Genomic DNA, 21,717 nt, shown 5'->3' with positions numbered 1-21,717 from the left:
ATTTCATTTTTTGTTCTTTACATTTTTCCTTGTCCTGAATCTTTTTGGTCAGGACAAAGGGAAACTTGTGCCTTTTAAAAAAATCATAATTGAAATTGAACAACAGCATAACGTTACTTTTAATTATACCGAAGATATAATAGCCGGTCAGCAATTAAGTCCTCCAAAAAAATCACTTTCCTTAGATCAAAAGCTGCAATATCTGGCAAGAAATACCAATTTATCTTTTGAAAATATTGGAAACAAATTCATCAACATTTATAAAAAAGAAAATCAATCTCAAATAATTTGCGGCTATGTTTTTTCTGCTGCAGATAAAAAACCTATTGAAAACGCGAATATTAATTTAGCCAATAAAAATCAGGTCACAACGGATTCAGATGGTTATTTTGAATTTAAAAAAGAAGATGGAAACGTATTTTCGATTAGTCATATTGGATTCCTGACCAAAAGAATTACAGCAACTAATTCCGGCTCTGAAAATTGTGTTCAAATACCATTAGAACCAGAAATCACAGAACTCGAAGAAATTAAAGCCAACGCTATTTTGGCCTCGGGAATTTCGAAAAACAAAGATGGATCATTCGAAATTAAACCGAAGAAATTTGGTATTCTCCCTGGACTTATTGAACCTGATGCTTTGCAGACCATGCAGCAAATTCCGGGTGTAAACAGTCTCGACGAAAGTGTATCAAGCATTAATGTTCGCGGTGGCACACACGATCAGAATTTATTTTTGTGGAACGGAATACGAATGTTTCAAACTGGACATTTTTTTGGTTTAATATCCGTTTTCAATCCTAATTTGGCGCATACAATTTCCATTTATAAAAACGGGAGTTCTGCGTTTTACGGAGAAAGTGTTTCCAGCGTTGTTGCGATTTCTTCGACTCCGGAAACGACAGAAAAGAACACTGTAAGCGCAGGAATAAATATGATTAATGCTGATATTTATGCGAAATACAATCTTTCGAAAAAGAGTTTCATCGAAATTTCGGCACGTAAATCAATTACTGATTTTGTAGAAACCCCTACGTATAAAGAATATTTCAATAAGGTATTTCAAAATACTACAATTACTGATTTTTCGGAAAAACAAAATATCGATTATCGAAGTGACAAAAAATTTGGTTTCTATGATGCAACGCTTAAATATGCTCAGAAAATTGGAACTAAAGATCAATTAATACTGGATTTAATTACCATACAAGACAATCTGAAAGTTTTTCAAAGCGCCACCATATATAACATAAACAGATCTGAAGACAATGTTTTGCGCCAACAAAATTATGGTGGAAATTTGTCGTGGAAAAGAAACTGGAATAGCTTCAATACTACAAAAGTCAATGTTTACAATTCTTCATATGAACTTTTGGCAAACCAGAAAACCACTCTTGGAGATCAAATTGTAATTCAGGAAAATACAGTAAACAATAATGGAATTAACTTAGAGAATAATCATGTCATTAACTCTAAATTTAGTTTCAACGATGGATATCAATATAACGAAATGGGAATTACGAATTTAGAACAGGTAATTAATCCTGATTTCTATCGTAAAGTAAAAGATGTATTGAGAACTCACGCTTTAATTTTGGAAGGAAAATTCAACGATACACTTTCCCGAGTATATTTTAGGGCAGGAACCCGAATTAATTATATTGAAAAATTCAAAAAATATATCGTAGAACCACGAGTTCAATTTAGTTATGGAATTAGTAAAAGTCTGAATTTAGAATTATTGGGCGAACTGAAAAGTCAAAATTCACAAYAAATTATTGATTTACAAAAAGATTATTTTGGTATTGAAAAAAGGCGTTGGATTATCTCCAATAACACAACAATTCCTATTCAAAGAAGTAAACAATTATCTTTAAATTTATTCTACACAAAAAATGACTGGCTTGTTGATATAGAAAATTTCTATAAAAAAGTAAGCGGAATTACCACTTCCAGTCAGGGTTTTCAGAACCAATTAGAGTTTGTTAAAACCACTGGCGATTATGAAATTTGGGGTACAGAAATGCTGATTCAGAAAAAAATGAATCACTTTCTGACTTGGTTAAGTTATACCTATAACCATAATAATTATCATTTTCCGGATTATGAATATCCAAGTTTTCCCAACAATTTTGAGGTAATGCATACACTAGCCTGGGCAGGAATTTATGAGAAAAATAATTTCAAAATTGCTTTAGGAACAAAATGGTCTTCCGGCAGACCAAAAACTTCTCCGGATCTCTCTCAAATTAATCTTTCAGATCCTGTACTGGTTTACAACAAACCGAACAATACGAATGTGCATATTTTTTCGCAGGTCAATATTTCCTCTACTTATAAATGGGAAACTACAAATGGAATTCAATACAAATTGGGAATTTCGATCTTAAATATCCTAAACAGAAAAAACGAACTCAGCGAATATTATAGAATTAGTTCTCTAACAAATTCTATAGAAGAAGTTGAAACATTCGCGTTGCAAAGAACTCCAAATGTGAGTTTTAGAGTTTCACTGTAATCTTATTTCTACAAGATTAATTCAAACATCTTATTTTTCTTTTTAATTTTTTTACAAATTATCAATTCTTTGGTAGGGTAATCTACGTCAAAGCTGTTTTACTATTGAATCCTATCAAAAAAGTAAAACATGGTTCCTTTAAAAAATTTGACTCTATATTTTTATGACAGTTCGTAACATAAACAATACGATTATGGAACGAAATCTTAATTAAAAACAGATACGACTTCTTAATATCGATCAAACAACAAAATACTTTACTGTTTCTGTAAAGTACATTTTTCCCTTTTTCTAAAAATTAATCTAATCAAAAAATCATGAAATTAAAACAAATTAAATTCGCTTTAGTTGCTCTTATAGCAACAACATTTTTTGCAAGCTGCAGCAGTGACAATAGTGATAGTCCTACTCCGGCTCCTCCTACTACTCCAGATTTAAAAACAGAAGTTAACCTTTCTACAAGTGCGACATTAGGTTCTTACCTATCTGATAAAAGCGGAAGGTCTTTATATGTTTTCGCAACAGATTCAAAAGGACAAGTATCTTGTACAGGAGGATGTGAAACTTTATGGCCCGCTTTTGTTGTAGATAATTTAACTGCAGACAAGTTGGGTACAGGATTAACATTGTCAGATTTTGGTACTGTAACAAATGCATCTGGCAAAAAACAAGTAACCTACAAAGGATGGCCATTGTATTACTATGCGCCGGTTTCTGCAGATGATGGATATGGCAACGGAGGTAAAAATGTAGCTGAAGCTGCCGGTAAAACAACAGGAGATGGTGTTGGCGGAACCTGGTTTATTGCAAAACCGGATTATTCTATTATGCTCGCAAAAAGCCAGCTTGTAGGACACGATGGTAAAAACTACAAATCAGATTATACTGTTGGAGATGGTTTAACTACTTATTTTACAGATGCTAAAGGATTGACATTATACACTTTTAAAAATGATAATTTCAATAAAAACAATTTTACAAAATCAGATTTTTCTAATAACGCTGTTTGGCCAATATATGAAACAGATAAAATTGTTGTTCCTTCTATTCTTGACAAATCAAAATTTAGTGTTATCACCGTATTTGGTAAATCTCAGTTGACTTACAATGGATGGCCGTTGTATTATTTTGGACAAGATGCAAGCGTAAGAGGTGCAAACAAAGGAATTAGTTTCCCTGCTCCTGCAGTTTGGCCGGTACCGGTAAAAGATTCACCACTTGCCATATAAACGTCAAAGAATTTAGTTGATTCCTTTATATAATACCCAGGTATATTTCAGATTAGTCCAATATCTCTTGGACTAATTTGAAATAACAAAAAAGAAGATTCTACTACACGACGGTAAATTTAAAATCCCAAATCCAAATGACTAAAACAACAATCAAAGTTCTGGTAATCATACTATTGATCAGTTTTGGCCCTTACTATGTCTATCAAAATATTTTATATAAAGATGCCAGAGACATCAATAGTGAAAAATCAATAGTAACAATTACTGCTGAAAATTTAGAAAACGAATACAATAGCAATCCCAAACAAGCCGACTCTAAATATTTGAATAAAACAATCGAGATTGAAGGAAAAGTTTCTGAAGTAACTGATTCTACTCTGGTGATTGATGGCAAAGTATTTTGCAAAATGAATGAAAAAGTAAAGAAAACTTTAAGGAACAAACAGATCAATATAAAAGGGAGATGCATTGGTTTTGATGATTTATTCTCACAAGTAAAATTTGATCAATGCAGTATTCAACAACATTAAATATGAAAAAAAAGATATTCTTAATAGCCAGTTTATTAATCTGCCTTTATAGTAACGCCCAAGAGGATTTACTGTCAAGCCTGGATTCAACACAAGTTGTTGATAAAAGCGTGACAGCAACATTTAAAGCTTTGCAAATTGTAACCTTACAATCGACAAAATTACCTGCCAAAAAAGAGTTTTACATGGTAATTTCTCACCGATTTGGTTCTGTAAAAGGCGGAATTTCCGAGTTCTTTGGTTTTGATGATGCAACCACAAAAATTGGAGGAATTTATGGTGTAACAGATTGGCTTTCGGTAAGCGCATCACATCATACTTTACTAAAAATAAATGAAGCTTCGGCAAAATTCAGACTTATAAAGCAAAGCGAAAACTTTCCTGTTGATATTGTTGGTTATAGCACTATCGATTTTAATAGCGGATTAAAAAAGGATGATTATCCTAAAATTGAATTTTCTGACCGACTGACTTATGTCAATCAGATTCTGATTTCAAGAAAATTTTCTGATCGGCTATCTTTAGAATTAGCGCCATCATTCATCCACAAAAACCTATACAATCCTGGTATAGAAAACGACAACCAAGTCACTTTAGGCGCAGGCGGACGATTAAAATTAACCAAAAGACTTTCTCTTAACTTAGAATATGGGCAGAATTTTAATAAACCTGGCTTCTACAACAACCCATTATCAGTTGGACTTGACATAGAAACCGGAGGTCACGTTTTTCAATTGCTGTTTACAAATTCTCAATCAATGACCGAAAGTGGTTATCTGACAAGTGCTGCCGGCGATTGGGGAAAAGGCGATTTTTTCTTTGGGTTTAATCTATATAGAGTTTTTTAAAAGTATAAAATATGAAAAAAATTATCTGCTTATCCGGTATTATACTGTCATTGTGCAGTTGTGAATCTAATACTTACGAAAGTCTGGAAGAGACCACCGTAATCGTTGGAAAAGTTACTTACAATGCAAATGTCAAATCTATTATGGATGAAAATTGTATTGGATGCCATAATTCCAATTCAACACTTATTCCTTTAGAAACCTATACGGAAGTTAAAGATGCTCTCTTAAATACTAATTTATTAGAGAGAATCCAGATGCAAAACGGAACGCCGGGACAAATGCCAAAAGCAGGAAGAATGCCGCAGGACAAAATAAATGCAATCCTGCAATGGAATACGGACGGATTATTAGAAAAATAAAATAATATTAAAATGAAAAAAATAATTGTACTGCTATTATTATTTGTTGGAATATTAAATGTTTCGGCTCAAAAATATGCAACAAAAACCGGAAGTTTAAAATTTGAAGCTTCTGTAGATTCTTTTGAAGAAGTTGCAGCAGAAAATAAAAATACATCGGCCGTTTTAGAAACCTCAACGGGGGAAATTGCCGTTCTGACTCTTATGAAAGGATTCCGATTTAAAGTTGCCTTAATGGAGGAACACTTTAATGAAAACTATGTAGAATCAGATAAATTTCCGAAAGCGACATTTAAAGGAAAAATTGAAGATTTTGATGTGTCAAAACTTTCGGCTACAGCCAAAACAGTCAAAATTTCAGGCGATTTAACGCTGCACGGAAAGACAAAAAATATAACCGCAACTGCCAAAATTTTAAAGTCGGGTGATAAGATCACAGTAACCGGAAATTTTGATGTAAAAGCAGCTGACTTTGCTATCGAAATTCCGAAACTGGTTAGTAAAAAAGTATCGGATAAAATCAAAGTAAGTTTCAATCTTCCGCTTACAAAGCTTTAAAAAGCGAAATATCATTATGAAATTTCTTGATTTCATATTTGCAAATTATTAAACATGACTAATTCTATGAGGTCAGTTTCATGCCGGACTGACCTCTTTTCTAACAACTTTAAACTTCATCTAAATGATCTGCAAAAATTATGTTGTTGCCGGAGAAGATGTCAATGATATTATGGTCATGGAAAATACCGCATACATTTCATACACACTTAGATTATTATATCATTTTTTGTTTGATAACGGATTTTCGAAAGAAAAACTCAATACTTTGCATTTAGGCTTGCAAGAAGGAAATCACACATTAGTTTGCTATAAAAATCTAATGTTTACCGAACCTTTTTTTGTGGAAATGAAACATTGCTATATAGCCGACAAAATCAATATTAAAAGCTGTTTTTTCAACTCAAAAAACGAATGCTGCGCAGAAGTCATCAAAGAAGTAGAATGGTTTGACCCTATTCGCAGAGAAGTTATTGCGGCGCCTAAACAAATTCTGAAACATTTTAATTCGAATGGCAGAGCTTGAGTTTAGAATTATGTCTGAACGTAAAAAGATCCAACCCTTCGTCCATCGCTATTGAAAATCGGGATGTTCAATCTAGCTGAACTATGACGTTACCGAATTATTTATAATTTTTTCAACCCTTATCCTACTTTTCCATTTCTTAGCTTCCAATTCCCGCTTATAAACCAATGTCATTAAGTTAAGATATTTTAGATTTGTTCCATCGGAACACCTCATTGGTAGAAAAAAATGCATCGGGAGAAACATCGTCCCATTGGGACGTTTGAGAATTGTATATGTAATGTGTATCTGTTTTACCAATAATTATTTATAAAATCAAACGTTCCTACGGAACGTGAAAAAACGCCATATTTATTGGGCTACCAATGAAATGTTCCGATGGAACAAAAACAAATTGTTCCATTACATTTTCCTTAACTTAATGACATTGGCTTATAAGCTAGTTAGGAAATAATAACGGAGGCATTTTCTTCTCTCCCAACCTCTGATTTAAATTCAGAATCACAACTCAAAGAACTTATCTTTTGTAAAATTCTAAAATAACAGCTATTTACAAAAAAACAAAAACTCTTACATTCAATGAATTAACAAAGCCTGACGGATATTTTACAACTCAAATAAATAGGTCCAACAGGTTGAAAACTGCCTTTTTATATTTTGTCCCGATTTTGACTATTTTAAGTGATCTTTTTGATAGTGGCCAAAACATCTATCAGTATACCTTTACCTTCATGATAATGAAAACAAAAAAAGGATCAATTGGGCGTTACGCCATCTTCTTTTTCACAATTTTTTGTGGTGTTTTCTTTATGCTTAAAAGTGAAAATCATCCGTTATTAAAAACTAATAATAGTAAATATTCACAAAAAACAGAGAGCCAAATTTCGGTGAATGTTTTTAATCTATTCGATATTCAGGAAGGAATTGGTATAGATGACGACTTGAATCAATTAGTATTTGATGCTAATATAATAGTTGAAAAATGGAGTACTTATACTTTAAATCTTCATTTTAATTCTTCCCAGCCGGTTATTATAACCACTCATAACTATTCGTATATCAATTTACCACGATATATATTATTTCATTCTCTACGAATTCCCAGTTGTTAATTCCTTTTTTTAAACTTCACTTATAAGTTTAAAATTATGGGTAAAATTTAGCTTGTACTTTTGCAAAAAGCAAATCGACAAGTTTCTTTCCACTGCCAGCCAGCGTTTTAAGATTAATTCTCAAAATATACCGGCAAAACAAAAAACAGCTATTCTTATAACCCTCATTCATTCTTATTAATAGGCATTAAACTGTAAATGAATTATTTACTGATTAAACATTGCCCTTTATACATTCACTGTATTTTTTTAAAACTTTTAACAAGATAAATAATACAATATATCCAATTTTTAAAATAAAAAACTATGCACTTAACACCAAGAGAAATTGAGAAGCTCATGTTGCACACAGCAGGAGAACTTGCTCTAAAAAGAAAGGCCCGAGGTCTAAAATTAAATTATCCGGAAGCAATCGCTTTAATTAGTCATTTTTTACTGGAGGGCGCAAGAGATGGCAAAAGAGTTGCCGAGTTAATGCGAGAAGGAGCTCAGATCCTCGCAAAAGAGGATGTAATGCCAGGAGTAGCTGACATGATTCATGATGTCCAGATTGAAGCTACTTTTCCTGATGGAACCAAGTTAGTAACCGTACATGATCCAATTCGTTAATTCCAATTATTATGACACCAGGAGAAATTTTTGTAAAAGAAGGTACAATCATCTGCAATGAAGGCAGAGAAACTGTAAAAATAAAAGTGACCAATACAGGAGACCGCCCTATTCAGGTAGGTTCTCATTTTCACTTTTTTGAAGTGAATAAAGCCATGAGTTTTGATCGTGAAAAGGCTTTTGGAAAAAGGCTAAACATTGTCGCCAGTACAGCTGTTCGTTTTGAACCCGGAGAAGAAAAAGAAGTAATACTTGTAGCAATTGGCGGAAACAAAAAAGCAATGGGCTTCAATAATCTTGTTGACGGATTGGTAGATTCTGATTCTAAGAAAAAAGAAAGTTTAGCTAAAGCGAATCAATTAAATTATAAAAATTCATAACATGAGTTTAAATGTAGACAGAAAACAGTATGCCAATATATTAGGTCCAACTACTGGAGACAGAATCAGATTAGGGGATACCGAAATAATTATTGAAATCGAAAAAGATTTTACCCATTATGGCGATGAAGCCGTTTTTGGAGGTGGAAAAACGGTTCGTGACGGGATGGGACAAAATGTTGAATGCACAAGAGATCAGGGAGTATTAGATCTTTGTATCACCGGAGCAACTATTATTGATCACTGGGGAATTGTAAAGGCTGATATTGGAATCAAAGATGGCAAAATCATAGCTATTGGTAAAGCCGGAAATCCAGATACAATGGATGGAGTATCTCCTAATATGATTATTGGGGCTTCTACCGAAGTGCATGGCGGTAAAGGGTATATCGTAACTGCCGGAGGAATAGATACACACATTCATTATATCTGTCCACAACAGATTGAAACTTCTCTTTATAGTGGTATTACAACCATGATTGGCGGAGGAACGGGACCAAATGACGGAACAAACGCAACGACTTGTACGCCAGGAAAATTCAACATTCAGAGAATGTTGGAATCAGCAGAAGAATTTCCTATGAATTTAGGCTTCTTTGGTAAAGGAAACTGCTCTGCAGAAGCACCACTTGAAGAACAAATTGAAGCAGGAGCATTAGGTTTAAAAATTCACGAAGACTGGGGCGCTACAGCCGGAACAATTGATACTGCACTTAAAGTAGCAGATAAATATGATGTTCAGGTAGCTATCCATACCGATACTTTAAACGAAGGCGGATTCCTGGAAGATACCATGAGAGCTATCAACGGAAGAGTAATCCATACCTTCCATACAGAAGGTGCCGGTGGTGGACATGCTCCTGATATAATTAAGGCTGCAATGTATCCAAATGTCTTGCCTGCTTCCACAAATCCTACTCGTCCTTACACAGTTAATACAATAGATGAACACCTTGATATGCTTATGGTTTGTCACCATTTGAGTAAAAATATCCCTGAAGATGTAGCATTTGCTGATTCTCGTATTCGTCCTGAAACTATTGCTGCCGAAGATATTTTACACGATATGGGAGTATTTAGTATTATGAGTTCCGATTCTCAGGCTATGGGAAGACCTGGAGAGGTAATTACCAGAACATGGCAAACGGCAAGCAAAATGAGAGAGCAACGTGGTCAGTTAGAAGAAGATGAAAATACACAAAATGATAACTTCCGTACAAAACGTTATGTAGCGAAGTACACTATTAATCCTGCTATTGCTCACGGTATTTCTAACTATGTTGGTTCTATCGAGCCAGGCAAGATAGCCGACTTGGTAATCTGGAAACCAGCATTATTTGGTGTTAAACCTGAGATGATTGTAAAAGGAGGCTTTGTAATTGCCGCTAAAATGGGTGATCCAAATGCGTCTATCCCTACTCCTCAGCCAGTGATTTACAGAAATATGTTTGGAGCCTATGGTCGTGCTAAATTCACAACTTGTGCAACTTTTGTTTCTCAGGCTTCGATTGATAATGGATCTATTGCTGATTACAAATTAGAAAAAATGATCCTTCCTGTAAAAAACTGCAGAAACATCTCTAAAAAAGATCTTATCCACAATGATAAAACACCAGTAATTGAAGTGAATTCTGAAAACTATCATGTAACGGTAGATGGTGTACATATTACTTGTGAGCCGGCAGAAACGCTTCCATTGACTCAATTGTATTATTTATTTTAATAGTAGTATCCATTAAAAAAGACCTAGCAGATTTTTATAAGCTGTTAGGTCTCATATAAAAAATAAAAACGATGACCATCAGTGAAACTTTAGGTACTATTTCGGATAGTACAATTAACGGAAAATCGATAGATTATCTCGACTTGGAATGGTTCGAATCGACAAAGAGAATTCAACGTAAAAAAACACGTCAGGGAGAAGATGTTGCAATTAAATTTCTTAGAGAAGGACAACGCCTTCGAGAAGGAGATATTCTTTTTGAAAATGAAAAGAAAATAATTGTAGTCAATATTCTGGAGACCGAAACTATTGTTATTTCTCCGTCTTCGATGCTCGAAATGGGAACAGTGTGCTATGAAATTGGAAACAAACATATTCCGCTTTTTATACAAGAAGACAAAGTGTTGCTGCCTTTCGAAATGCCAATGTTCAGATGGCTGGAAGTGAGTGGTTTTAAACCTGAAAAACAATCCGTGAAATTATTGAATCTGCTAAAATCGAATGTAGAACCGCACGGACATGGAAGTTTGGGTTCAACAATTTTTACTAAAATCCTTAAAATGGCAGCTCCAAAAGATGAATAATATAAAATTTTTAGCCAGTCTTTTGCATATTTCAGATCCTACATTGCCTATTGGTGGATATTCTCATTCAAACGGACTTGAAACGTACATACAAAATAAAGTTGTACACAACGCAGCAACTGCACAGGAATTTGTAGAAAATATGCTTAAGTATAATCTCAAATACAACGACGGTTCTTTTGTGAAATTGGCCTATGAAGCTACTGAGTCTGGAGATTTAAAAGCCATTTTAGATCTGGATCAGGAATGTAACGCATTAAAGTGCCCAAGAGAAATCCGTCAGGCAAGCCAGAAATTGGGATTGCGTTTGATTAAGATATTCAAAAGACATGAGAATTTCCCGTTTATGGAAGCTTATGAAGAAGCTGTTCGAAGTCACGAAGCAAGTTCTCATTACTGTATTGTTTTTGGAATGTATTGCAGCCTGATGAAAATCCCTTTGCAAGAAGCACTTTTCGGATTTTACTATACTTCTACCGCGGGAATGATTACCAATGCTGTAAAATTAGTACCACTGGGGCAATTGGACGGGCAGGATATTTTGTTTCGCCTATATCCGATAATGGAAAAAACGGCTCAGGAAACTATAACATTAGAGCGGGAGTATGTAGGACTATGCAATACCTCTTTTGACATTCGCTGCATGCAGCATGAAAGACTGTATTCAAGACTATACATGTCCTAATTAAAATTAAGAATTAATTTATAAAAAAAATGGAAAATAGAAAATATATAAAAGTAGGAGTTGCCGGGCCAGTAGGTTCTGGAAAAACTGCTTTATTAGAACGATTGAGCAGACACTTATTCGGAACGTATGACCTTGGTGTAATTACAAATGATATCTATACCAAAGAAGATGCAGAGTTTATGGCTAAAAACAGTCTTTTGCCTCATGACCGCATTATTGGAGTAGAAACAGGAGGATGTCCTCACACAGCTATTCGCGAGGATGCAAGTATGAATCTTGAAGCAGTAGATGAGTTGGCAAACCGATTTCCTCATATTGAATTGATTTTTATTGAAAGTGGCGGAGATAATCTATCAGCAACCTTCAGTCCTGATCTTGCTGATGTTACCATCTTTATAATCGATGTTGCTGAAGGGGAAAAAATTCCAAGAAAAGGAGGACCGGGTATCACAAGATCAGATTTGCTGGTTATCAATAAAATTGATTTGGCTCCTCATGTAGGTGCAAGCCTTGAAGTGATGGAAAATGACGCAAGAAGAATGAGAAAAGGAGCTCCTTTTATATTTTCAAATCTTAAAACGGATGTGGGTGTGCCGGAAATTATAGGCTGGATCAAAAAATATGCTTTACTGGAAGAATGTGAAGAACCGAATCTAGTAAGATAATGGACAGTCGCTTACATATTATAGCAGGTTATAAACAAGGAAGCTCCTATGTAAAAGACCTCTATGTATCTCCTCCTTTTCGTGTAGTATCCGTAGGACAACGCAAAAGTGACAATAAGCTTTACCAAATTGTGATGAGTACCTCGCCAGGAATTCTAAGCGGTGACCGTTACCAATTGGATATTGCTTTAGAAAAAGGAGCGGCGTTGCAGCTACAGTCACAATCATATCAAAGATTATTCAATATGAAAAATGATGCTGTGCAGCAACTTACTATCTCAATGGAGGATGATACTTCTTTTGCATATGTCCCGCATCCGGTGGTGCCACATGAGAATTCTAATTTCAAAAGTAAAGCCGAAATCCGTATTGGTACCAACAGCCAAGTGATAATCAGTGAGATTATCACCTGTGGAAGAAAACATTCCGGAGAGCTTTTTAAATTGAAACGTTTTCAGAATCTTACAGAGATTTATCATAAAAATAAATTGGTCGTAAAGGACAATGTGCTTATCCAACCCGATCTGATTCCTGTAAATAGTATAGGAAATCTGGAAGAATTTACGCATCAGGGAACACTTATTTTTTATAGTACAAAAGAAAATGTAGATAAAAATATCTTAGTCGATACGATCTATTCTATTATTGAATCACAAGACGAGATGGAAATCGGTATTTCGGCAATGGAAGATAACGGATTCGTTATTAGAACACTGGGACATGGCGGAGAAGTAATGTATAATTTTTTCCTCAGGGTTCAGGAAATTCTTTGGGAATTAGAATAAAAAAATAAGTTATGAATACTACTATTTGGGCATTAATACTAAGTGCTGTATCTATCAGTTTTATCCACACGGCATCAGGGCCAGATCATTATTTGCCATTTATTGTGTTGTCGAAATCAAAACAATGGAGCAAAAGCAAAACAATCCTGCTAACAATTGCCTGTGGTTTTGGCCACGTTTTGAGTTCTTTGGTTTTAGGTACTATCGGGGTTTTTATGGGATGGCAGCTTAATAAGTTTTCATGGTTTCAGGAAATCAGAGGCAATATTTCGGGTTGGGCATTGCTCCTTTTTGGTGTAATCTATCTCATATACGGAGTGATTCAGACCATAAAAAACAAACCTCACAAGCATTTTGATGTTCTAGGAGATAATGTTTACGTATATGAACATAATCACGGAGAAGTCGTTATGCCCCAGAGCCGAATAAAAGTAACGCCTTTTGTGTTGTTCATGATTTTTGTCATGGGACCAAGTGAACCACTTACACCGCTTCTTTTTTATTCCGGGTTAAATCGTTCCGTGACCGAAATTGTTGCATTAGTAGTGCCATTTGCACTTACAACTGTAGCAACAATGTTGGGCATGGTTTTACTTGGACGATACGGATATTCAACTTTTTTCAAGACCGACAAACTAGAACGCTATATGAGTGTTGTAAGTGGCGCAGTAGTCACTGTATGTGGTATTGGAATGGTCTTTCTAGGATGGTAAAATCAAATAAAAAACAATTCACAATGAATAAAATTTTTACAAAAATTCCTTTTATCGACAATGTATTAAAAGGGATCGGGCAAATTATGCTTCAGGAAAACAGATGGACAGGACTCTTGTTTCTTATTGGTATTTTTATAGGAAGCTGGAAAGGAGGTGTCGCTATTTTGCTGGCTACAAGTGCCGGAACATTTACAGCTATGAAACTGGAATATGACAAATCCGAAATTAATGCCGGATTATATGGTTTTAGTGCAGCTTTGGTGGGAGTGGCTTTGTCTTTTTTCTTTCAGACCACACTATTAATCTGGATTCTTATTGTTTTGGGTGGTGCACTCGCAAGTATCATTCAGCATTTTTTTATTAGCAAAAAAATTCCCGCATTTACATTTCCCTTCATTGTTATAATTTGGATATGTGTTTTTGTACTGCATCATTTTACAAATATCCCGCCATCTGAAATGATTAGCGCAAAACCGGAAGCTGTAGCTTACAATGAATTTATAACACCCATAAACGGCTTTGGCGAAGTTATTTTTCAAGGAGGATTATTATCCGGAGTCATTTTCTTTATCGCAATTTTTATCAGCTCTCCTGCAGCAGCTTTATATGGCCTTGCTGGATCTTTACTGGGGGCTTATTTTTCTTATATAGATGGAGAATCGATTGAAGGGATTCATATGGGACTCTTTGGTTTTAACGCGGTACTTTCGGCTATTGTTTTTTCAGGTTTCAAAAAAAAAGACGGTTTGTGGGTATTAGTCGCAGTCCTGATAACAGTTGCTATTGATGACATCCTGATTGATCATAATATCCTGACTGAATTTGGAGGAGTATTAACTTTTCCATTTGTTCTGGGAACGTGTATTACATTACTTATTCAGAGACTTTTTATTCCTAAAAAACAAAACTAAACTCATCTTCTTTCTTAAATCAAATTCAAACAATAACAGCTTTTCCTGCCTTAATGGTACAATGGGTGAGCTAAAAATTACACCAATTATTTAAAAATAAACAAAATGGCATCAAATAAAACAAATTCAGTACTAGCAAGAAATACAGAGAATGCTCCAAAAAGTATCGGTTTACATTCACAAACTGTAGCGTTTTCACATTATAATAATCTTTCGGCTCAATTACCAATCGACCCAAAATCCGGTAAAATTGTAGCTGGTGGTATAGAAGAACAGGCAGAACAATGCTTTAAAAATATCAAGTCAATTCTAGATGGCATTGATCATGTTATGAACGATGTTGTTAGAATCACTGTATTTATCAAGAATATAAAAGATAGTGATGCTGTAGACGAAGTTTACAAAACATTCTTTCCAACTTATGTTCCAACACGAACTACAGTTGCCGTTGCTGCTTTGCCTATGAATGCTTTGGTACAAATTGAAGCACTAGTTTCAAATGGCGAGGGTACAATTCCCAATGCACCTCAGGCAGGTAACCTGATAAAACTTATCAATAACACGGCAAATGCACCTATGAGTACTTTGTCTGCGCAAACAGTATCATTCTCCCATTACAATAATATTTCAGCTCAATTACCTATCGATCCAGAAACTGGCAGATTGGTAACAGGCGATGTAAAAGAACAAGCCTTGCAGTGTTTAAAAAACATCAAAACAATTTTAAACAGTATCGATGTTCCTTTTGATGATATTGTAAAGATTAATATCTTCCTTAAAAACCTGTCAGACATTGAAGCTGTAGATGAAGTTTATAAAACATTCTTTCCTGATTCTGCTATTGCAAGGGCTGTAGGGTATGTTCCTGCAAGAACAGTTGTGGCCGTTTCGGCTTTATCTATGGATGCTTTAGTGCAAATCGAAGCAGTGGTGTCACACGGAGACGGAACTCCTCCGCAAGCTATTGAAGACCGACACGGAATCGTCATAAAAGCAAACAATACTGAAAATGCACCAAAGAATTCTTTATCTACACAAACGGTAGCATTCTCTCATTATAATCACATTTCAGCTCAATTGCCTTTGAATCCAAAAACGGGTAAAATCGTAGCTGGAGGTGTAAAAGAGCAGACTGAACAATGCTTAAAAAACATCAAGGCAATTTTAGAAAGTATCTCCCATACTATGGAAGATGTGGTTAAGGTTAATATTTTCCTTAAAAACATCACAGATAGCGATGCTGCAGACGAAGTTTATACCACATTCTTTCCAGGCGGTATTCCTGCAAGAAGAACAGTTGGCGTATCGGCATTACTACAAGATGCATTAATCCAAATTGATGTCGTTGTATCAAATGCAGAAGGAACACCTCCACAATTATAACAGTCATTTATTTAGATGAGAATAGCATCTCATTTTGATAAACATTCAACTCAAATTATAATTTATAAAAAGGGGATAATCGCATTATCCCCTTACCCTTCTGCTTTATTTCTTTAGATTTTTTTTATCCAAAAAAACTAAAAAAGTATTTAGCATTGGACAAATACGGTTGTTTCTTATTGAATTCAGAAATCAAAAATTGCCTTATACTTAAAATAAAACAATTATGAAAAATAGTAAATTCGCATTTTTATTCTTGTTTGTTACTGGTTGTTATACAGCACAAGCACAAATTAATTTTCCTTCGCAACAAAAAACAGATGAAGGAAAACCGCTTTATGAAATGGAGTTTTCTCCTCGTTTAAAATTAAATGGCTATTTAAATTTGGGAGGTAATGATATGAATTCCCAATCCATCAACTTAAATTCAGCCGATCCCTACAATCCAATCGATCAGAAAAATGCAGGTTTTAATATGTACCAAACACAGCTAGCATGGAAAACTACCTATAATGGATTTTCGAAAGGCCCATTAGTTACTTATGTCGAAGCACAATGGTGGGGTGCTCCCGGTGCAGGCGGTAACTTACAGTTGAGAGTGGCCTACGTAGATTACAATCATTGGCATATCGGTCAGGACTGGACATTCTTTGGGAATGGCGTTCCAAGCTGGTACAATACACTAGATTGGGAAGGACCCAATAGTGGTACATGGGCGCGTCATCTACAGGTAAAATATTACAATGATTTTGGTACTGACAAGTCCTGGAAGTTTGAGGGTGGTGTCGAAACTTCTTCTGAATATCTTAAAATCGCCGGCGGAGTTACACCCGGTCAGTTTTCTGTAGATCCAATTGTAGCCTTTACCAAAAAACTGCATGACCAAACAGGTTTCTTGCGTTTAGCCGTTATGGGACGTACTCTTCGTTATGAAAAAGACACAAATGCTAATGCGATGACAATGGGATGGGGTGTAAATGCCAATTACAAAACCATGCTTAATGAAAAGAGTTATTTTATGGCTCAGGCGGTTGTTGGTTCCGGTATAGGAGGTTCTTATACTTTATCCGGTGCCTTGTTTGGTAATGGAGGTGCAGGAAATATGTATGACGCAATTTATGACCAAAACGGCAATTTTAAAACAGTGCCTATCTACGGTGGTTCTGCGGGCGTAGAATACTACTTTGGAGAAAAGAAAAGGTTACATTCTAATTTAGTTGTGGGTTATACTACCATGACGTATAATGCACTTCCTATTTCGCTGGTAAATAGTAAAGTTATAAATGATAATTCAACTGCAGATTTTGTTACCAATAATTCGAATTCCAATACACGAATTGCTTTGCCCTCTGCTACTATCAATGCTATGTATGATATAACCAAGAACTTCTTAATAGGTTTAGAATATGATACTGGCGCCAAACAAATCATCAATACCAATACACAGACTTCTACAGTCAATCGCATTGCTTTAGGCATGATGGTTGGATTCTAGTTTTTATCAATGCCTTCGCTCTGACATTCCATATTAAAAACAAAATGACGACAATTAAAAATACAATAGTCTTCCTTGTCTTAATGATAAGTGTAGCGTCTGTAGCACAAAAAAAAGAAAGCGGAATGCAAACTTTCCTTAAAGATACTGACAGCAAATTCCCAATAGGTAACGCCTTGATAGAATACAATCACGGAAACATACATACCCATTCAGAACCGGATGGTTCATTCAAATTGCATATTCAATCCTATCCGGATACGCTTGTAATTAGTCATGAAGGATATGATCAAAAGAAATTGGTTGTTAATAGCAATACAGAGTACGAGAATAAAGTCGTTTTTCTTCAGCGAAAACCTATTGAGATTTCAGAAATAATTATTAACCACACTTCATTTCTTTCAGATATCACAAAGGTTGATCTTAATAAATTTCCGGTAAATTCGGCTCAGGATTTGTTGCGCAAAGTCCCGGGTTTGTTTATTGCCCAGCACGCCGGAGGTGGAAAAGCAGAACAAATTTTTCTGAGAGGTTTTGATGCTGATCATGGAACGGACGTTAGTGTAAATGTAGACGGAATGCCTGTAAATATTGTATCGCACGCCCATGGTCAGGGATATTCGGATTTGCATTTTGTGATTCCCGAAACCATCAATAATATCGATTTTGGAAAAGGGGCCTACTATGCTGACAGAGGAGATTTTAATACTGCAGGCTATGTAGATTTTAAAACATACAGCTCTTTGAAAAACAGTATGATTAAACTCGAGGCAGGTTCTTTTAACACTAAAAGAATTCTGGGAATGTTCAATATCATAAACGATCCCAACAACAAGAAAAATTTCTATATAGCAACAGAATACAATTACACCGATGGACCTTTTGATGTAAAACAAAATTTCAACAGGCTTAATATCTTTGGGAAATATAACCAGTGGATAACCGATAATGATTATTTCAACATTCAATTTTCTACCTTCAATTCTTCCTGGAATGCTTCAGGGCAAAATCCGGAACGTGCCGTTAATGAAGGAATTATTGATCGCTGGGGAAGTATTGATCCTACTGAAGGAGGAAGCACTTCCCGTACCAATATTCAGATGAATTTTAAACACATCATTTCTCCATCAGAGCGTATTGAAGCAATGGGTTGGTTCTCTAAGTATAATTTTAATCTGTATTCTGATTTTACCTTTTTCCTAAATGATCCCATTCATGGAGATGAAATTCAACAAAAAGACGGCAGAAATATTTATGGCAGCGAATTTAAACATATCAAAAATTTCACCCTCTCTAACAGTTCTATGGAACTGATATCCGGAATTGGATTCCGAAATGACAATATTGGTACTTTACAACTGAATCATGTGTATCACAGAGATTTATTATTGGATAAAAAAATGGATGATACTGGCGTAGAAACCAATTTGCATGCCTATTCAGAATTGATATGGAAAACCGGAAAATGGACTGTTGCTCCAGCGTTAAGACTGGATCATTTTATTTTCAACATGCATAATTTGCTGGATCAGGAGCAGTTGCCTTCCGGACAATCATCAGAAGCAACCAGACTAAGCCCTAAGCTTAATTTGTCTTATGCTTCCAGTGACAAAGTTGTGTGGTTATTAAAAACGGGTATGGGGTTTCACTCTAATGATATGAGGGCAGTAATCCCTCAAAACGGGCTTAATACCTTACCGTATTCCCTAGGAGCTGATTTTGGAACAAGACTTCATCCCTTCAAATCATTGATCATTACACCCACAATATGGTATTTGTTTCTACAACAGGAATTTGTTTATGTAGGTGATGATGCCGTAGTAGAACCTTCTGGAAAATCAAAACGTTATGGTTTCGATTTAGGGATTCGTTACCAGCCATTTCCAAACCTGTATGTAAATGCTGATATTAATTATTCTCATGCCCGATTAATAGAGGAACCAAAAGGAGAAGATTACATTCCGTTGGCACCAATACTTACCAGCACCGGATCGATAAATTGGGATTTTTCGAAAGGTTTTTCTATAGGAATGCAGTATCGCTATCTGGGTGACAGACCAGCAGTTGAAGATAATAGTCTCAGAACAAAACCTTATCTGGTAAATGATTTGATACTTTCTTACACCCGTGCAAAATGGGGTGCTAACTTGCAAGTCAATAACTTGTTCAATGTAAAATGGAATGAAGCACAATTTGCTACAGAAACCCAATTGAAAAATGAAGCAGTACCCATTACGGATATTACTTATACTCCGGGAAGTCCTTTTGGAATAAAATTAGGACTATTTTATAAGTTTTAAATAATATTCATTATTAAATTTACACAATCTATAATATTATAATTAATATGGAAACACTTTCTAATTTTCAATATAAAAAGCTTTTTCTTCCTAATATTACAGAAAAAATACTTTCTAATAATGCAGATATACAGCTTTACAGACTTGAAGATTACCTAAAAGGTATTCTTATGCCAGTAATTCCGTATCGCACCACTTTTAATTTTGTTCTGTTTATTACCAAGGGACATCTTAAACAATATCTTGAAAACAAAGAATATCGTGTAGAAAAAGGAGGTGTTATTTTTATCAAACAAGGAACAATTACGGCAACTATCGAATTATCTGATGATGTTGAAGGTTTTTTCTTAGCCTATGAAAACAATATTGTATCTGAACAGGAATTACCCAAACATAAAACCAGCATTTTTTTTATGCCCCCTTTCCTAAATTTGGATAACCTTACTTACGGAACCATTAAACAATTGCTTACCATTATGGAACAGGAATTATGGCTTAACGCGTTAAACTTAAATGAGATAATTATTACTATGCTTCATCTTATTTTGGTTAAAATATTAAGTACAGATTCTGATAGTCATCATAAATCAGTTACTCGTCCTATGGATTTATCTCTCCAGTTCCGGGATATTTTGTTCAAATATCACAGAGAAGAAAAAAGAGTTACATTTTATGCAGATAAACTATCTGTCACAGAAAATTACCTTAATAAATGTGTAAAAAATATAACTCAAAAATCACCAAAACAATGGATTAACGAAATGGATATTAATTATAGCAAAGCACTTCTTCAGTCCAGTAAAGACATTGCTGAAATTGCTTATCAGCTTAATTTTCACACAGCTTCTCATTTTACGCAGCTTTTTAAAAAAATTACCGGAATTACACCTAAAGAATATAGGCTCAAATTTTTGAAATAAGATTGTATTTTCCAAGTAAAAATAAAACTCTAATTCATTTATTTTAATAAAACTAGAGTTTTCTCAGATAGAAAAATTTCTATCAATAAGGCAATAAAAATATTGAAAAAGAATAGCATAAAGACAACTGCCAAATTACACCCATAAAAAAGGGAACAATCAAAATTGATCATCCCTTTAAGTGAACTGATGGTACAAAATTCGAACGTTTTATTAGGACACTAGAAGACTTTAAATAAAGTCAATTAATCTTATCTTTTAAAAATAGTAATATCTTAGCCAGAAAATAAAATTGACTTAAATTTCTTAAGCAATGAAATTGAATGTATTTAAGGTATAAATAATTAGCAGAAGGCCTTCACAGAATATCTAAACAAGCACAATAAACCTGCGGAGAAACATAAAACTTTTTGTAGTGTAAATAATTTTAACGCAAAGCCACGCTAAGATTTTATCTAATGGTATGTTTAAAAAACACAAAGTTCACAAAGCTTTGTGGATGCAGCTTTGTGAACTTTGTGTTTTCTGAGCGTTTAAATAAGTAAAAATCTTAGCGTACTTTGCGTTAAAATTCATGGATCAATCTCAAAACCTGGGGAGGAAATGTCAAAATAAAATAAGAACTTTGTAATCTAAGAATTTTATATGACCCCTATAGAACTTTTGAAGTTTATGCTTCCTGATTTTTTAGTAGAACATTTTGAAGTAGTTTCATCTACTAATAGCGAAGAAATATTACACCTCTATTTTGAAGAGAATTCTAAACCTCCAGAAGAGTTTAATAATCTTCAATTAGTATCAAAGGGTTTTCAAGATGAGATTACAATTCAGGACTTTCCTCTGAGAGGCAAGTTGGTGTATTTACATATCAA

22 protein-coding genes are annotated in these 21,717 nt (G+C 34.6%); all 22 read left to right on the top strand.

What is annotated here, in order from left to right; all coding sequences use genetic code 11:
- The first annotated feature begins 10 nt into the window (after positions 1–10).
- Positions 11–2,518 (top strand): TonB-dependent receptor, encoded by a 2,508-nt coding sequence (locus tag EAH81_RS24045; RefSeq protein ID WP_241676646.1) that lies wholly within the window; start codon positions 11–13, stop codon positions 2,516–2,518.
- Between the two features lie 317 nt (positions 2,519–2,835).
- A complete protein-coding gene (locus EAH81_RS24040; RefSeq protein ID WP_140511549.1) occupies positions 2,836–3,747 on the top strand; it encodes a hypothetical protein in 912 nt (303 codons plus the stop codon).
- Positions 3,748–3,884: 137 nt separating this feature from the next.
- A complete protein-coding gene (locus tag EAH81_RS24035; RefSeq protein ID WP_140511548.1) occupies positions 3,885–4,280 on the top strand; it encodes an OB-fold protein in 396 nt (131 codons plus the stop codon).
- A gap of 2 nt (positions 4,281–4,282) precedes the next feature.
- Positions 4,283–5,128, top strand: a complete 846-nt coding sequence (locus EAH81_RS24030) for a DUF5777 family beta-barrel protein (RefSeq protein WP_140511547.1) — start codon at positions 4,283–4,285, stop codon at positions 5,126–5,128.
- Between the two features lie 11 nt (positions 5,129–5,139).
- On the top strand, positions 5,140–5,490 hold the full coding sequence (locus tag EAH81_RS24025) for a cytochrome c (RefSeq protein ID WP_140511546.1): 351 nt from the start codon (positions 5,140–5,142) through the stop codon (positions 5,488–5,490).
- A gap of 12 nt (positions 5,491–5,502) precedes the next feature.
- Entirely contained in the window at positions 5,503–6,048 is a 546-nt protein-coding gene (locus tag EAH81_RS24020) for a YceI family protein (RefSeq protein WP_140511545.1), read from the top strand.
- A gap of 124 nt (positions 6,049–6,172) precedes the next feature.
- Entirely contained in the window at positions 6,173–6,574 is a 402-nt protein-coding gene (locus EAH81_RS24015; protein ID WP_140511544.1) for a hypothetical protein, read from the top strand.
- Between the two features lie 737 nt (positions 6,575–7,311).
- Positions 7,312–7,686, top strand: a complete 375-nt coding sequence (locus EAH81_RS24010; RefSeq protein WP_140511543.1) for a hypothetical protein — start codon at positions 7,312–7,314, stop codon at positions 7,684–7,686.
- A 306-nt stretch (positions 7,687–7,992) separates the two neighbouring features.
- The gene (gene ureA, locus EAH81_RS24005; RefSeq protein WP_140511542.1) at positions 7,993–8,295 is read left to right on the top strand and encodes an urease subunit gamma; all 303 of its coding nucleotides are present in this window, start codon (positions 7,993–7,995) and stop codon (positions 8,293–8,295) included.
- Positions 8,296–8,306: 11 nt separating this feature from the next.
- Positions 8,307–8,675 carry an urease subunit beta gene (gene ureB / locus EAH81_RS24000; RefSeq protein WP_140511541.1) on the top strand — a complete coding sequence of 123 codons (369 nt, stop codon included), beginning with the start codon at positions 8,307–8,309 and terminating at the stop codon, positions 8,673–8,675.
- Position 8,676: 1 nt separating this feature from the next.
- On the top strand, positions 8,677–10,398 hold the full coding sequence (ureC, locus tag EAH81_RS23995) for an urease subunit alpha (protein ID WP_140511540.1): 1,722 nt from the start codon (positions 8,677–8,679) through the stop codon (positions 10,396–10,398).
- Positions 10,399–10,469: 71 nt separating this feature from the next.
- A complete protein-coding gene (ureE, locus tag EAH81_RS23990) occupies positions 10,470–10,982 on the top strand; it encodes an urease accessory protein UreE (protein WP_140511539.1) in 513 nt (170 codons plus the stop codon).
- Entirely contained in the window at positions 10,975–11,667 is a 693-nt protein-coding gene (locus tag EAH81_RS23985; protein ID WP_140511538.1) for an urease accessory protein UreF, read from the top strand. Before ureE ends, EAH81_RS23985 begins: the two co-directional genes overlap by 8 nt.
- A 29-nt stretch (positions 11,668–11,696) precedes the next feature.
- On the top strand, positions 11,697–12,335 hold the full coding sequence (gene ureG / locus EAH81_RS23980; RefSeq protein ID WP_140511537.1) for an urease accessory protein UreG: 639 nt from the start codon (positions 11,697–11,699) through the stop codon (positions 12,333–12,335).
- Entirely contained in the window at positions 12,335–13,120 is a 786-nt protein-coding gene (locus EAH81_RS23975) for an urease accessory protein UreD (protein WP_140511536.1), read from the top strand. The genes ureG and EAH81_RS23975 overlap by 1 nt, the downstream gene beginning before the upstream one ends.
- An 11-nt stretch (positions 13,121–13,131) precedes the next feature.
- Positions 13,132–13,833: a hypothetical protein gene (locus tag EAH81_RS23970; protein ID WP_140511535.1), complete on the top strand. Its 702-nt coding sequence runs from the start codon at positions 13,132–13,134 to the stop codon at positions 13,831–13,833.
- A gap of 23 nt (positions 13,834–13,856) precedes the next feature.
- On the top strand, positions 13,857–14,747 hold the full coding sequence (locus tag EAH81_RS23965; RefSeq protein ID WP_140511534.1) for an urea transporter: 891 nt from the start codon (positions 13,857–13,859) through the stop codon (positions 14,745–14,747).
- A 105-nt stretch (positions 14,748–14,852) separates the two neighbouring features.
- Positions 14,853–16,130, top strand: coding sequence for a RidA family protein (locus tag EAH81_RS23960; protein WP_140511533.1), 1,278 nt, complete (start codon positions 14,853–14,855; stop codon positions 16,128–16,130).
- A 226-nt stretch (positions 16,131–16,356) separates the two neighbouring features.
- On the top strand, positions 16,357–17,625 hold the full coding sequence (locus EAH81_RS23955; protein WP_140511532.1) for a hypothetical protein: 1,269 nt from the start codon (positions 16,357–16,359) through the stop codon (positions 17,623–17,625).
- 44 nt (positions 17,626–17,669) lie between these two features.
- Complete coding sequence (locus EAH81_RS23950; RefSeq protein ID WP_140511531.1) at positions 17,670–19,925, top strand: TonB-dependent receptor; 2,256 nt, start codon at positions 17,670–17,672, stop codon at positions 19,923–19,925.
- Between the two features lie 47 nt (positions 19,926–19,972).
- A complete protein-coding gene (locus EAH81_RS23945) occupies positions 19,973–20,845 on the top strand; it encodes a helix-turn-helix domain-containing protein (protein WP_140511530.1) in 873 nt (290 codons plus the stop codon).
- 645 nt (positions 20,846–21,490) lie between these two features.
- Positions 21,491–21,717: transposase (locus tag EAH81_RS23940; protein ID WP_140510179.1), on the top strand; the 227-nt coding region annotated here is incomplete at its 3' end.

The organism is Flavobacterium pectinovorum (assembly GCF_006438875.1).
Lineage (GTDB): Bacteria > Bacteroidota > Bacteroidia > Flavobacteriales > Flavobacteriaceae > Flavobacterium > Flavobacterium pectinovorum_A.
This window is presented reverse-complemented; position numbering and strand designations above follow the sequence as displayed.

Excerpts from the sequence above, each read along its gene's own strand:
- EAH81_RS24040 (WP_140511549.1), top strand. The coding sequence starts at position 2,836 with ATGAAATTAAAACAAATTAAATTCGCTTTAGTTGCTCTTATAGCAACA.
- EAH81_RS24035 (WP_140511548.1), top strand. The coding sequence starts at position 3,885 with ATGACTAAAACAACAATCAAAGTTCTGGTAATCATACTATTGATCAGT.
- EAH81_RS24030 (WP_140511547.1), top strand. The coding sequence starts at position 4,283 with ATGAAAAAAAAGATATTCTTAATAGCCAGTTTATTAATCTGCCTTTAT.
- EAH81_RS24025 (WP_140511546.1), top strand. The coding sequence starts at position 5,140 with ATGAAAAAAATTATCTGCTTATCCGGTATTATACTGTCATTGTGCAGT.
- EAH81_RS24020 (WP_140511545.1), top strand. The coding sequence starts at position 5,503 with ATGAAAAAAATAATTGTACTGCTATTATTATTTGTTGGAATATTAAAT.
- EAH81_RS24015 (WP_140511544.1), top strand. The coding sequence starts at position 6,173 with ATGATCTGCAAAAATTATGTTGTTGCCGGAGAAGATGTCAATGATATT.
- EAH81_RS24010 (WP_140511543.1), top strand. The coding sequence starts at position 7,312 with ATGAAAACAAAAAAAGGATCAATTGGGCGTTACGCCATCTTCTTTTTC.
- ureA (WP_140511542.1), top strand. The coding sequence starts at position 7,993 with ATGCACTTAACACCAAGAGAAATTGAGAAGCTCATGTTGCACACAGCA.
- ureB (WP_140511541.1), top strand. The coding sequence starts at position 8,307 with ATGACACCAGGAGAAATTTTTGTAAAAGAAGGTACAATCATCTGCAAT.
- ureC (WP_140511540.1), top strand. The coding sequence starts at position 8,677 with ATGAGTTTAAATGTAGACAGAAAACAGTATGCCAATATATTAGGTCCA.
- ureE (WP_140511539.1), top strand. The coding sequence starts at position 10,470 with ATGACCATCAGTGAAACTTTAGGTACTATTTCGGATAGTACAATTAAC.
- EAH81_RS23985 (WP_140511538.1), top strand. The coding sequence starts at position 10,975 with ATGAATAATATAAAATTTTTAGCCAGTCTTTTGCATATTTCAGATCCT.
- ureG (WP_140511537.1), top strand. The coding sequence starts at position 11,697 with ATGGAAAATAGAAAATATATAAAAGTAGGAGTTGCCGGGCCAGTAGGT.
- EAH81_RS23975 (WP_140511536.1), top strand. The coding sequence starts at position 12,335 with ATGGACAGTCGCTTACATATTATAGCAGGTTATAAACAAGGAAGCTCC.
- EAH81_RS23970 (WP_140511535.1), top strand. The coding sequence starts at position 13,132 with ATGAATACTACTATTTGGGCATTAATACTAAGTGCTGTATCTATCAGT.
- EAH81_RS23965 (WP_140511534.1), top strand. The coding sequence starts at position 13,857 with ATGAATAAAATTTTTACAAAAATTCCTTTTATCGACAATGTATTAAAA.
- EAH81_RS23960 (WP_140511533.1), top strand. The coding sequence starts at position 14,853 with ATGGCATCAAATAAAACAAATTCAGTACTAGCAAGAAATACAGAGAAT.
- EAH81_RS23955 (WP_140511532.1), top strand. The coding sequence starts at position 16,357 with ATGAAAAATAGTAAATTCGCATTTTTATTCTTGTTTGTTACTGGTTGT.
- EAH81_RS23950 (WP_140511531.1), top strand. The coding sequence starts at position 17,670 with ATGACGACAATTAAAAATACAATAGTCTTCCTTGTCTTAATGATAAGT.
- EAH81_RS23945 (WP_140511530.1), top strand. The coding sequence starts at position 19,973 with ATGGAAACACTTTCTAATTTTCAATATAAAAAGCTTTTTCTTCCTAAT.